Origin of the sequence: Asticcacaulis sp. (assembly GCF_047605585.1) — a bacterium.
Classification (GTDB): Bacteria; Pseudomonadota; Alphaproteobacteria; order Caulobacterales; family Caulobacteraceae; genus Asticcacaulis.
Map to the genome: position 1 here is coordinate 215,552 of NZ_JASGFK010000004.1, position 13,672 is coordinate 229,223.

Consider the following 13,672-nt stretch of genomic DNA (forward strand, 5'->3'; position numbering starts at 1 on the left):
CAGGCCCCGTCACAGAGAGGGCTATTCGGGAGAAGATATCATGATCAAGTGGATGGTGGCCGTATCATGTCTGGCGCTGATGGCGGGAACTGCGGCGGCCGAGCCCAATCTGAAGCTCAATGACAAGGGCTATTTCGAAGCGCCGGGACTGAACGTTACCGTTTTCGCCGACATCTATCCCGATGGCCACCAGACCGGCGTGACGGTCATCCAGCATGGCGTGCGCGTGGCGGCCAATGGCGATTTGCGGCTGGAGCCCTCACCCGGCCAGTGGTCGCCCATGCCGGCCGGCGATGGCCAGCCCGTGGTCGATGCGACGACCAACAGCGTTTCCCAGGCGTTGCATTATCCGGACGAGACCAAGAACCGAAAGGGCTTCAATCCGATCGATTATCCCGATCTGAACTTCAGCTATAAGGTTCGCGTCACGCCTCTGGAGGGCAATAGCTTCAGGGTATCCGTCGATCTCGACAAGCCCCTGCCCAGGGACTGGGAAGGCAAGGTGGGCTTCAATTTCGAGCTGTTCCCAACCGATCTGTTCGGCAAGTCCTGGCTGATGGATGACAGGAGCGGCATCTTCCCGCGCCAGGCCAATGGCGGCATGTCGGATGATCATGGTCAGACCATCACCGCCCCGCTGGCCAAGGGCCACAGCCTGACCGTGGCGCCGGAAAGCCCACTGCAACGCATGACCATTCAGAGCCAGACCGGCGAGCTGGAACTGTTAGATGGCCGCGGCAATGTCAATAATGGCTGGTATATAGTCCGGGAAGTTACGCGTCCGGGGGCTACCAAAGACGCGATTACCTGGACGATTACACCGAATGTCGATCCCGACTGGCGTTATAAGCCCATAGTGCAGGTCAGCCAGGTCGGTTACCGTCCGGATCAGGCCAAGACCATCATTATTGAGCAGGATAAGCGCGACACGCAGGCCGATCCGTTGATACTTTACCAACTGACGGAGACAGGACGCGTGGAGGTGGCGCGCTATACACCGAAACCATGGGGGCAGTTCCTGCGCTACAATTACCTGACCGCCGACCTGACGGCGGTAAAAACGCCGGGTATGTATCTGCTGGCTTATCGTGGTGCGGACACTGGCACGTTCAGAATCGCCGATGATGTCTATGATCGCCATGTCTGGCAGCCGACCCTGGAATATTTCCTGCCGGTTCAGATGTGTCATATGCTGGTCAGGGAAAACTACCGCACCTGGCACGGTCTCGATCATCAGGACGATGCCCGCATGGCGCAGGTTGGCAATCATTTCGACGGCTATGACCAGGGTGCTGATACCCTCACCAAATACAAGCCCGGCGACCGCGTGCCGGGTCTGGCCTCCGGTGGCTGGCACGATGCCGGCGATTATGACCTGCGCGTCGAGAGCCAGATGGGCACGGTGTGGCTGCTGTCGAAGATGGTTGAGGAGTTCGGCCTGAATTACGACGCGACCACCATCGACGAGGCGAAGAAGGAAGCCGACATCCACCGGCCGGACGGCCAGAATGACGCCATCCAGCAGATCGAGCACGGCCTGCTGTCGGTGCTGGGCGGCTACAAGGCGCTGGGGCGGACCTATCGAGGCATCATAGAGCCGACGCTTGAGCAATATACCCTGCTCGGCGATATCTCGACCCAGACAGATAATCTCGACTACGACCCGGCGCTGAAATCGGGCGAACGCACCGCCACGACCTCGTCACTGACCGATGACCGCTGGGTCTTTACTGAGGACAATCCCAATCGCGAACTGGGCACGGCCGCGCAACTGGCCACGGCTTCGCGCGTGTTGAAAACGGCCAATCCGCAGATGTCGGCCGATGCGCTGTCGGCGGCGCAGGATATCTATGCCAGGGCCTATGACCGCGCCACCGATTTGCAAGCCAGGGTCTTTGTCCTTTCCGAACTGGCCCAGACCACGCAGGATGCGGCCATCCTCAAACGGCTGGTAGCGCTCAAGCCTGAGATTGTCACCCATATCGATCAGACGGGCGCGATGCTGGCTTCCGCCATGCCGCTGATAAAGGACAAGCGCTTTATCAACGATGTCGGGGCGGCGGTGAAGACCTATCAGGCGAAGCTGGCTGATGAGGCGACGAAGACGCCTTACGGCGTGCCTTATGTGCCTTATATCTGGGGCGCCGGCTGGCAGATTCAGGAATTTGGCGTTCAGCAATACTTTTTCCGCAAGGCCTGGCCGCAATATACGCCCGATACCCTGCAGATGGAGGCGCTGAACTTCGTGCTGGGAGTCCATCCGGGAGAAAACACGGAGTCTTTTGCCTCCGGTGTCGGGGCGAAGTCGGCGACCACGGCCTATGGCGCCAACCGCGCCGACTGGTCCTATATCCCCGGCGGCGTCATTTCCGGCACAGCCCTGATCCGTCCCGACCTGCCGGAATTGAAGACCTGGCCCTATTTCTGGCAGCAGACGGAGTATGTCATGGGCGGCGGTGAAACCAACTACATGTTCCTGGTCCTGGCGGCGGCGCAGAAGCGGTAACTGTCACAAGCCTGTCACGTGGTATGCGCATAAGCGGACCCTGAAATGGAGACCTGCCCATGCGTCCGCTGATCGCTTTGTTTGCCCTGTTTGCCGCCACTTCGGCCGCCGCCGAACCGCGTCTGATCGCGACGCTGGATATCGATGCCTCGCGTCACGACCTGGCGACGCAGACCGAAGGGGCGCTGGAAGATGGCGTATCGGGTAGTATCCTCGGGGGTCTGGGGTCCGGGCTGGCCTATGCGGGGGGCGATACCTTCCTGATGCTGCCGGATCGCGGACCGAACGCCACGCCTTACGACGCCTCGGTCGATAACACCACGCGCTATTATAACCGCTTCCATAGCTTCCGTTTTCAGCTTGAATCCTCCAACGGGGGCCTGCCTTTTACGGTGAAGGAAACACTGGAGGCCACGACCCTGCTGTGGAGTTCTACGGCCCTGACCTATAAGGGGGAGGCGCCGACGCTCAATGCCGCGGGACGTTTTTATTTCAACGGCCGCTCCGACCAGTTTGATGTAGCTAAAGGTTCGGTCAATCCCGCCAATGCCCGCTTCGATCCCGAAGGCATCCGCGTCTCGGCCGATGGCAAAAGCGTCTTCGTTTCCGATGAATACGGTCCCTGTCTCTACCAGTTCGACCGCGCCACGGGCCAGCGCCTGAAAAGCTTCGTCCTGCCGGCTAAATTCGCGGCGGCCCATCTGTCCTCGAAGGGCGACGAGGAAATCGCCGGCAATGACAGCGGCCGCGTTGCCAACAAGGGCATGGAAGGCCTGGCGATTACGCCGGATGGCCGGACCCTGGTCGGCATCATGCAGAGTCCACTGGCACAGGATGGCGGCACCAAGGCACCTTATGTGCGTATTCTTACGGTGGATATCGCTACCGGCGCCACGCATGAATATGCCTATGGGCTGAGCAATATCGGCACGGCGGAAAAGCCGAAATATGCCGGGATCAGCGAGATCGTGGCGGTCAATGACCACCAGTTCCTGATCGATGAACGCGATGGCAAGGGCCGTGGCGCCGGCGGCGAACCGGCGTTCAAGAACCTGTTCCTGATCGATCTGAAGGATGCCGTAGATGTCAGCGGCCTAACCGGCGCTGAGGCCCTGGCTGGCAAGGCTGTCAGCAAGACGGTGTTTCTCGATATGGTCGCCACGCTGAAGGCGGGCGGCATTGACCACGATGCCATCCCCGAGAAGATCGAGGGCGTCAGTTTCGGCCCGGATGTGACCCTCAATGGCGCCGCCACCCATACCCTGTGGATTGCCAGCGACAACGACTTCCTGAGCACGCTCGATGGCAAACCCAATCCGAACAGTCTCTATGTCTTCGGCTTCAGCGACACCGACCTTCCAGGGTATGTGCCGCAGGTTCTGGCGAAGTAACCCTAGTCCTGTCCGACCTTTTCCGCCAAACGGGCGCGCAGGTCGGCGAAGGGCGAGTAGGGATTGACCGTCGGTTCCTTACGCGGCTGGTCCTTGTGTTGACGTTCCGGGCGCGGCCCACCCTGCGGCTTGCCCTTGCGGTTTGGCTTGCCTTCAGAACGGGCGGTGGCCTGATCGCCCTGATCTTTGCGCGCCTGAGCTTTGCGTTCCGGACGCTGGCGTTGCGGTTTTTCACGCGGCGGGCGCGGTTCGAACGACTTCTGCCGCCAGCCCAGCAGCTGGATCTCGCGGGTTTCCGTCAGAAGTGCCGCAGCTTCGTTGGTAGCTTCTGCGGGCGCTTCCGCCGCCACTTCGACAACCGTCTCAACGGGCATCTCTGGAACTGTCTCTGATTCTGGTGCCGACTCGATAACGGTTTCCGTAGTCTCAGGAGCGCTCTCTGCCGCCTTGCTCTTGCGGCGTTTGCGCCGCTTCTTGCCTTCGGGAGGAGCTTCTCCGGCCACCGGCGCGGCCGCGACTGTTTCGGTGACGGTCATAGGCTCGACCTTCACCAGGCCAAGGGCCTGCATCAGCTTGTCGCGCTGCTTTTCGCCTAAGGCCAGCACGGCGAAGGCGTCTTCGCGCACATAGGTGGCGCCCTTCTGCCATTGGCCGTGGTTCATGATCTTGTCGAGCTGCGACAGGGTCTTGAGCGCCACCGCGCCGTAATCAGGCAGCAGCAACTGGCCACGCAGGCTGTGCTTGCGCTGTGGATGGTCTGCGGGGTTTTCGCCCTTGCCGAAGGCCTGCAGCAGCGGGCGCAGCCGTGGGCTCTGGATATCCGGCAGGAACCAGGCATAGCGGTGGCCGGCAATGCTTAAGGCTTTGAGCGCTGTCTTGTCTTCCGCCGTCAGTTTCAGGGCTTCGTCACGGACCATGACCCCGCCATTTTCATACAGCCGGAAGGCGATGGCGCGGACATTGGCCGAGACGCTTTCGTCGTCGGCCACCTGCTTCATCTTGTAGAGGCTTTTCAGGCCCGATTGTGCGCTCTGGCGGACATAGTCGGTCAGGCGCTTCAGCGCGCGTTCGGCCAGCACCGGGTGATCTGGGGCATCGATCAGCTTCAGGCGCGGATTGAACCAGTCCGAGGGTTCTATGCGCGCCACGGGCTCTTTCTGCCATAGCACATCGTGGTTACGGATATGGAAGGCCTTGGAGGCGCTTTGCGCCAGATCGCGCAGGCGATCGAGCAGCAAGGGCTTGATGGCGCGGTTGGCGGCCTGGCGCAGGGCCTTGTCGGCGACCACGCTTTCGCTGCTGGACGGCCGGAAACTCAGGCCCTTGACCTCGCCGACCACATGACCCTCGATGATCACCTGACCTTCGGGCGTCACTTCCGGACGCGGGGCTTCCTCGGCATCGAGCGCCTTCAGGAGTGCGCTGGTGCGGGCGTCGATAAAGCGCTGCATCAGAGCTTCGTGCAGCTTGTCCGACAGGCGCTCTTCCAGATCGCGTGTCGTGTCGCGCCAGTGCTCGGTGCGGGCCAACCAGGCGCCGCGATTGGCGATATAGGAGAGGGTGCGCACGCCTGAAAGCCGCGAGGACAGGGTATCGATGTCGCCATCCATATGGTCGAGATCGCGAATGCCGGCCTCGAACCACTCCTCGGCGATAAAGCCGCCGGGGCTGAGGCGCGACCAGAACAGGTGCGACACCAGCTTCAGGTGCTCATCGAAACCGATCTTGCGGAAGTCGGGCAGCTGGCAGGCTTCCCAGAGGGTGCGTAAAGATACCGGGTTCCTGATCTTGGTGGCGATGTCTTCGTCCTGGCTCAAGGCACGCAGCGACTTTTCATCGAGCGCCTCCTTGGCCAGGTGCAGGCCGATGGCCTGCGGTGGCTGGCTCAGGCTTTTGAGCAAGGCTTCCAGGGTCGAGAAATCGAGTTTGTGGTTGCGCCACTGAGCGGCATCGAGCGGTTGGAAAATATGGTTTTCGACCGCATGGACCAGGTCTTCGTCCAGTTCATGGCATTCGCCGGTAACGCCAAAGGTGCCGTCATTCATATGGCGGCCGGCGCGACCGGCGATCTGGCCGATCTCCTGCGCCGTCAGGTGGCGTGTGTGCTTGCCGTCGAACTTGGTCAGGCCGGAGAAAGCGACATGCTGGATGTCCATGTTCAGGCCCATGCCAATGGCGTCGGTGGCCACCAGAAAATCGACCTCGCCCTTCTGGAACAGCTCGACCTGGGCGTTACGTGTTTTGGGTGACAGAGAGCCCATGACCACTGCCGCGCCGCCGCGCTGGCGGCGGATCAGTTCGGCGATGGCGTAGACCTTCTCGGTCGAGAAGGCGACGATGGCCGTGCGCTTCGGCAGGCGGGTCAGCTTCTTCGGACCGGAATAGGTCAGCGATGACAGCCGCTCGCGCATCATGATCTCGGCGCCGGGGAAGAGGCGGTGGAACAGGGGCGCGAAGGTCTTGGCGCCGAGGAAGAGGGTCTCGAAACGGCCGCGTGCGTGCAGCAGGCGGTCGGTGAAGACATAGCCGCGCTCGGTATCGCCGCACAGCTGGATTTCATCGACGCACAGGAAATCGACCTGGCGTTCCAGCGGCATGGCCTCGACCGTGCAGATGAAATAGGACGGCAGGCGCGGAATGATCTTTTCCTCGCCGGTGATCAGGGCCACGGCATTGACGCCCTTGATCGCCACCACGCGCTCATAAATCTCACGCGCCAGCAGGCGCAGGGGCAGGCCCATCATGCCGGAGGCATAGCCGCACATGCGCTCGATGGCGTAGTGGGTCTTGCCGGTATTAGTGGGGCCGAGCACGGCCATCAGCTTCGCGTCGCTGACGGCGTGGATAATGGGGCGGGGCTGGTGGGGGGCGATCTCTGACACGGTGCATAAATAGGCGCGCCGCCGTCATTTGAAAAGCGCTAATCGCAAATCTGAACAAGGTGTTACCGGATCGCTGAACGCCCCGGAAACAAACCGTGTCCGAATCACTGACTTTGCCAGATACCCGTTCTGTTCCCTACCAGATATGGTATGCCGCCAGCGCCTTAACCATAGAGCGCTTACGGCAGCAGGTCGGTGCAGGCGCGATTGCCGCGCATGCGGGTGACCCACAGGGGTTCGATATATTCGGCGCCGGCGCGGAAACCCGGCGCGCAATCGTCCGAAATATCCGTGGCGTTATTGCCGGTCAGGTCGAGTGACACGCCGAAGGACTGAGAGGTGCCGCCGCGGCCATAGCGGCCATATCTTCCATAGCCATAACCATCGTAACCGTAGCCATCATAGCCGTAACCGAAATAGCGGTTGTTTTTTCCGTAGTCGGTCTGGCTGTACGCTAAACCCAATGTGCCGGTTTCACCGAGCGGGATGATCGAGGTGACATAGCCGCTGCGATAGCCGCCGGTGCCGATGCTGACCCCGGCCGAGCCGTGGATCTGGCGGCGCTGGTCGCTGGGGCCGGTCTGGGTGTCTTCGGCCGTGGCGTAGGTTGTGGCCGGATCGATGCGCTTGATCGCCGGGGCGGCGTTCAGCGCGGCGATGACCACGGCCGGGTCGGTGCTTGGCTTCGTGGCCTCGGCGCGGGCGGCGGCATCGGCCTTGGCCTTTTCCTGTTCGGCCTCGGTCGGCAGCTTTACGGTATGGGCGGTGGTGGCCACGACTTCCTCGCCTTCCATGGCCAGCGAAACGCCAGGGATGGCGCTCAAAAGAGCCAGACTCAGGGGCAGGGTAAGGATAAGACGGGAGGCGCGCATGATCATAAATCTCCGACGCGGTATAGTGCGCCCGGTGTGGTGCGGAATTATGGCGCGAATGTATTTTTGCTGCAAGTCTCCCGCAAAAAGGCCATACTGATCCCTTACTTGGATGGGTCTATATCCTTCGCGCACAGCGTAGCTTAAAGGGTGCGGGCAATGAGTCAGGTCAGCGCAGCGACAAATCGTCTCGTCCTTCTGGTCGATGACAATGACGAGACCGCTTTTGTCATCGAATCCATGCTCGACCTGATGGATTTCGGCGTCGAACGGGCCCGGGACGGCCGCGAGGCGCTGGAAATGTCGGGCATCAGCGCCTATGCCCTGATCCTTATGGATATCGAGATGCCGGTCATGGACGGGCTGGCGGCCACCAAGGCGATCCGCGGCCAGGAAGGCGAGGGGCTGGTGCCGCCGGTGCCTATCGTGGGGATTACGGGGCATTCGGACATGGGGACGCGCCGGCTGTGTCAACTGGCCGGGATGGACGAGGTGTTGTGCAAGCCGTTCCTCATGGAGCAGCTCGAAGAGATCGTGACGGCGGTTTCGGTCAAGCGGGTGAATTGAGGTTTTAAAAAAGCAAGATACCCCACCACCCCGCCATGAAGAATGGCGCGGTCCCCCTCCCCGACAAGCGGGGAGGTGCAAGATTAAGGATATTCTCTTTCTTGATCCTCCCCGCTTGTCGGGGAGGGGGACCACGAGTGAAACGAGTGGGGGTGGGGTTTCTTACTTCCTCTCTCAAGGCGGCACCTTGCGTACCAGCCAGGCCGGGAAGCCGATGGTGTTGGGGCGTTCCTTGTAATCTTGCGGCGGTCTGCCCGTGCTTTTGGCTGGCGGCTTATTGAGCACGCGTTCGTCAAAATCCGCCGCAAGGCTGTAATAGTCCGGGTCGTCTTCGCCAAAGGGCGAATAGTCGGGCCAGCGGCCATCACGGCGGGCCATGGCGCGCGTGACCGCATTGGCGCGGTTCAGCATCAGCAGGGCCGACTAGCGCGCCTTTTGCGCCGGATCGCTCTCGCACTGGAAAATGGTGAGGCTGTCCGCCAGCCGCCACGGATCTTCCGGTGCGGGGGCGTCTTTGTCAAACGCGGTGCCGTCCGGCCAGATGCCGCTTCTGCGGACACAGCCGGTGGCGTAGCGCTCGACCCTGGCCATGAATTCAGCGCGCCAATCGGTGGCTTCTGCCTGATCGTCTTCATCATCGAGATCGTCGGCAAAGCGGGCGGCTTTGGCCGGTTTGGGCGTATCGGCGCGCGGGGCTTCATAGAGCTGGGAGAGCATACGGTCGGCGGCCAGGGCGTAGCGCCCGGCGCGTTCGCCTTCCAGAAAACTATCGGGTTTGGTGATAAGGGTAACCGCCTCCATGACGCGATCGGCATAGCGGCGTAGCAACCGGCGGAGGGGTTTGATGGCGGCATCGGCATGGTCGCTGGCGGTGTCGCCGGGGATCAGCGGCAGGGTTTCGATGGCGCGGTCATGGACGGTGATCGCCCGCGCGGCGCGCTCGGCCTCCAGATAGGTTGTGGGCAGGTCGAGGGTCTGGATATGGCTGGCGATATCGTCGACAAAAGCGCGCAAGGCCTCGCGCCGCCGTTTTAAAATATCGGCGTCGGTCTCTTGGCCGGTGTCCGGCAGATCGTCAGTGTCGAGGCTGGCCTCCATCCGGATAGGGTAAGCGCGGATGGAGGGGAGGGGGATTTTGCATGGCTCTCTATTCCCAAATCGGAGTGGAAGGGAGCCATTATTATCCTATTGCAGCGTAATTCCATGACTGCGCGTTTCGGTTCATTGTCCATATTTATCTGCACAACGGTTTGCCGATCATTGGCTTGACCGACACAAATAACCACCGTGTTAGAAATCCTATGCCCGTTAAAATAGCAGTCAAAATTGCAAGCTTGTATTCATTTTGTAAGGTTTCCCATTTTGTGTGGTTGAGGCGTTCTTGATTTTTCCATGCATAAGCTCCTTTTGAGCTTATAACTAACGCTCCACTTTCATTGTATTTTGCGACTAAATGTCCAACAATATTTACTATCTCATCCGGAGATACAGGGATTTGTTGACCTCCGACATCCATTCGAACCACATTTCCTCTTGCCTGAAAAAGCGAAAGGCGGCCGCTTTTTGCATACTGCAACTCGGATTTTATTGTGCCATCCAAATATATGAATGCGGCACTTGTGTTCAATTGGACCCTTTGCTCGTCCGACAAAAGGGACATAATGTCAGTATTTTTAGGTACAAAATCCGCGATCAAAGATACTTCGGGGGAGCCTACCTTGGTTGTGCCGTTATCTAAGTCACTGATCTTGCTGACCTGAATTTCTTGGCATGGCTTGCCTGGAAGTTTGCTGCGGTCGAAAGCAAAGGTGTGTGACGTTGAAGCGTTATTGTATTTTATGGAGTAAGTTGATTTTGATGGCTTTACCATATTTTCCTCATCGTCAAATAGGTATAGAGAAACTATGGTGCGAAATTTTCCGTGTGGATAAAGAGATATTTTGTCAGATGAGTTTATAAATTGCGTAATTCCAATTTTTTCATTGCTCTTGTTGCTGTACAACGTAGATGATGTTCCGCTTTTTATGTTTTCCAATGCTGATATATTGTTCGCCGCTTCGAAGCGAATTTTATCTGTTTTATTATCCAAATAAATCGCAGCATTGTTTATATTGTTCACGCTCATAATTGGATGTTTGAAATTGTTTGGTATATCGCCCTCACACATTTCAGCTGCATAAATTTTTAGATCATACTCTACGTCGCCCGCATCCTTACTCCACGCCACTGCGGATTTATCATTTGATTTTAGGCTGATTGATGAGAAGTTTATGTTGCGTGGCGTCAGCACGAATTGCTCTTTAGGGTCGTCATCGTCATAGGTTGAAGGAATATAGTAATCAGCCATCTCATTTTTGGACGTAATGTAAGCGAAGTTCAATGGTTCCCTCGCAACTAAGTCTACAGATTTTGGCAATGGAATAGTGATAAACGCCATTACATAGTAACACGTTGCAGATGTTGATAGCCCAATCAATATTGAAATCAAAGAAATAATGAATGTATTTTTGATTGGTCTCAATTGTGAATTATTCATTATCATATTTATTAATTCTACACATACTAAAGATATAGCCCCCAATAAAAAGCCGCCGCTTACATTCCCAATAATGTTTTCTGACAAACTAAAGGCAACGGAATGTTGAAAAATATTCGACACTATGTCACTAATTAACAAAAATACTGCTGATGAAATAGTTACCCTAAGCGCGAAGGCGCCTTGGCTTTTTGCACCTATAGATATTAGAGTTATCAAAGCTGCTATTAATGGATATGGCCAATATAGGCTTGTTGAGATCCAAGAGGCTAAATTGGGCGCAATACATGCGCAACCGTGCTTAACTGTCGCATCAAATATGGTGTCGGCGTCGTGACTTATTGCTCCCATCACCGCAGATTGTAATGGGGCGCCAAAGCTAATCAGAAAAGATAAAAGCAACCAAAAGGGAACGGCTACAGGATGTGTCTGTAACCGAATTTGAATAGCTTGAGATCGAGCCGCGCGAGCCATTAATAGCTTGAAGCGGCGAACTAGATATAGGCCGTGCATCGTCCATGCTTACGATACAGTTTGATTCTTTGGGAGCCTCTATTTTGCGAATAATTGCCAAGTTTGAAGGCGATTAATACAAACTTACGATCGATACCAACATGAGTTGCTTAGTGTGATGGGTAATCGTGCCCTAACTGTGTGATCAGTCTTCAAGTGACGTCACTGATCGTACTTCAATCTTACGGGTGCAGGGGCCGCGCCCCTGCCTCTCGCGCCTGCGAAAATAGTTTCGCGGGTGCTCTGGCCTTTTGAGCCGGTTTCGGTTATACGGCGCGCAAATCTATATAAACCTCCACCTCGCAGCCTCTCCGAATTCGCAGAGGCTTTTTTGGCATCCGGAGCGGATAGCCCCCTCCGTCAGCGACTTCGCGCTGACACCTCCCCCGTTTCACAAGGGAGGAGAGAAGGGACTTTCGACGCCTGTATTGCCCCTCACCCCGACCCTTTCCCGCACACAGGGAGAGGGGGAAGATACAAGGCCCTTTATGAACCTGCGTAATATCGCCATCATCGCTCACGTTGACCATGGCAAGACCACTCTCGTTGACGCCCTTCTGGCCCAGTCCGGCGTTTTCCGCGCCAACGAAGCGACCGTCGAGCGCGCCATGGACTCCAACGACCAGGAACGCGAGCGCGGCATCACCATCCTGGCCAAGTGCACCTCCGTTCTGTGGAACGGCAAGGCGGGCGAGACCCGCATCAACATCATCGACACGCCGGGCCACGCCGACTTCGGCGGCGAAGTGGAACGCATCCTGGGCATGGTTGACGGCTGCGTCATCCTGATCGACGCCGAAGAAGGCGTCATGCCGCAGACCAAGTTCGTGCTCGGCAAGGCGCTGAAGCTGGGCCTGCGTCCGATCCTCTGCATCAACAAGGTCGACCGCCCGCACGCCGATCCGGATCGCGTCCACAACGAAGCCTTCGACCTCTTCGCCGCCATGGGCGCGAGCGACGAGCAGCTCGACTTCCCGCACATCTATGCTTCGGGCAAGAACGGCTGGGCCACCATGGACCTGAATACGCCTTCGGACTCGCTGGCGCCTTTGTTCGACCTGATCGTCGAGCACGTGCCGTCGCCGGCCGTGCAGAAGAATGTCGACCAGCCGTTCCAGATGCTGTCGGTGCTGATCGAATCCGATCCGTTCCTGGGCCGCCTGCTGACCGGCCGCGTGCAATCGGGCAAGGCCGTTCCGGGCCTGGCCATCAAGGCGCTGAACCGCGATGGCGTTGAAATCGAGCGCGGCCGCATCACCAAGGTTCTGGCCTTCCGCGGCCTGAAGCGTCAGCCGATCGACGAAGGTACGGAAGCGGGCGACATCTGCGCCATCGCCGGCCTGAGCAAGGCGACCGTGGCCGATACGCTGTGCGACATGAGCCTGGATACGGCTCTGCCGGCGCAACCGATCGATCCGCCGACCATCTCCATGACCGTTTCGGTCAACGACTCGCCGTTGGCCGGCCGTGAAGGCACCAAGGTGCAGTCGCGCGTTATCCGTGAGCGCCTGCTGCGCGAAGCCGAGTCGAACGTCGCCATCCGCATCACCGAATCCGACGAGAAGGACGCGTTTGAAGTGGCCGGCCGCGGCGAACTGCAACTGGGCGTGCTGATCGAAAACATGCGCCGCGAAGGCTTTGAAGTGGCCATCTCGCGTCCGCGCGTCGTCTTCAAGCAGGACGAGGAAACCGGCGAGAAGATGGAGCCGATCGAAGACGTGGTCATCGACGTCGACGAAGAGTTCACCGGCATCGTCATTGAAAAGCTTTCCGCCCGCAAGGCCGAGCTGAAGGACATGGCGCCTTCGGGTGCCGGCAAGCAGCGCGTGGTGCTGAAGGCGCCGTCGCGGTCGCTGATCGGTTATCAGGGCGAGTTCCTGACCGATACGCGCGGCTCCGGCGTGCTGAACCGCGTGTTCTCGCACTATGAAGGCTACAAGGGTCTGATCGACCAGAACCGCAAGGGCGTGCTGGTGTCGAACTCGGACGGGGAAACGGCCGCCTACGCGCTGTGGAACCTGGAAGAGCGCGGCGTGATGTTCGTGGGCGCCGGCGAGAAGACCTATATGGGCATGATCATCGGTGAAAACTCGCGTTCGGACGATCTGGACGTCAACCCGATGAAGGCCAAGCAGCTGACCAACGTCCGCGCCTCGGGCAAGGACGAAGCCGTCCGCCTGACGCCGCCGCGCCGTCCGACCCTGGAACAGGCGATCGCCTATATCGAGGACGATGAGCTGGTGGAAGTGACGCCGAAGTCGATCCGCCTGCGCAAGAAGGAGCTCAATCCTTCGTTCCGCAAGAAGCGCGTTAAGGTAGACGCGTAATCGGCGCAAATCTCTTGCTTATAAACAGAACGGCTCCAGGAAACTGGAGCCGTTTTTGTTTTGTTCTTTTGGCTTGAC

General features: G+C 58.5%; 9 protein-coding genes. 4 read left to right on the top strand and 5 right to left on the bottom strand.

What is annotated here, in order from left to right; all coding sequences use genetic code 11:
- Positions 1–40 precede the first annotated feature (40 nt).
- Both QM647_RS12960 and QM647_RS12965 read left to right on the top strand, forming a co-directional pair.
- Entirely contained in the window at positions 41–2,506 is a 2,466-nt protein-coding gene (locus QM647_RS12960) for a glycoside hydrolase family 9 protein (protein WP_414995944.1), read from the top strand.
- 59 nt (positions 2,507–2,565) lie between these two features.
- Positions 2,566–3,897: an esterase-like activity of phytase family protein gene (locus QM647_RS12965; protein WP_414995945.1), complete on the top strand. Its 1,332-nt coding sequence runs from the start codon at positions 2,566–2,568 to the stop codon at positions 3,895–3,897.
- A 2-nt stretch (positions 3,898–3,899) separates the two neighbouring features.
- Here the strand turns inward: QM647_RS12965 and QM647_RS12970 are convergent, their stop codons facing one another.
- Positions 3,900–6,779: a helicase-related protein gene (locus tag QM647_RS12970; protein WP_414995946.1), complete on the bottom strand. Its 2,880-nt coding sequence runs from the start codon at positions 6,777–6,779 to the stop codon at positions 3,900–3,902.
- 179 nt (positions 6,780–6,958) lie between these two features.
- The gene (locus QM647_RS12975; RefSeq protein ID WP_414995947.1) at positions 6,959–7,651 is read right to left on the bottom strand and encodes a hypothetical protein; all 693 of its coding nucleotides are present in this window, start codon (positions 7,649–7,651) and stop codon (positions 6,959–6,961) included.
- A 159-nt stretch (positions 7,652–7,810) separates the two neighbouring features.
- On the opposite strand from QM647_RS12975, the gene QM647_RS12980 reads away from it, so the two are divergent.
- Positions 7,811–8,218 (top strand): response regulator, encoded by a 408-nt coding sequence (locus tag QM647_RS12980; protein ID WP_414995948.1) that lies wholly within the window; start codon positions 7,811–7,813, stop codon positions 8,216–8,218.
- A gap of 174 nt (positions 8,219–8,392) precedes the next feature.
- Here the strand turns inward: QM647_RS12980 and QM647_RS12985 are convergent, their stop codons facing one another.
- From QM647_RS12985 to QM647_RS12995, 3 genes are all read right to left on the bottom strand, one after another.
- A complete protein-coding gene (locus tag QM647_RS12985; protein ID WP_414995949.1) occupies positions 8,393–8,629 on the bottom strand; it encodes a hypothetical protein in 237 nt (78 codons plus the stop codon).
- A 12-nt stretch (positions 8,630–8,641) separates the two neighbouring features.
- The gene (locus tag QM647_RS12990; protein ID WP_414995950.1) at positions 8,642–9,232 is read right to left on the bottom strand and encodes a hypothetical protein; all 591 of its coding nucleotides are present in this window, start codon (positions 9,230–9,232) and stop codon (positions 8,642–8,644) included.
- A 220-nt stretch (positions 9,233–9,452) separates the two neighbouring features.
- Positions 9,453–11,228, bottom strand: a complete 1,776-nt coding sequence (locus QM647_RS12995) for a hypothetical protein (RefSeq protein WP_414995951.1) — start codon at positions 11,226–11,228, stop codon at positions 9,453–9,455.
- Between the two features lie 527 nt (positions 11,229–11,755).
- Between QM647_RS12995 and typA the strand changes: the two genes are divergently transcribed.
- Positions 11,756–13,594 (top strand): translational GTPase TypA, encoded by a 1,839-nt coding sequence (gene typA, locus QM647_RS13000; RefSeq protein ID WP_414995952.1) that lies wholly within the window; start codon positions 11,756–11,758, stop codon positions 13,592–13,594.
- Positions 13,595–13,672 lie beyond the last annotated feature (78 nt).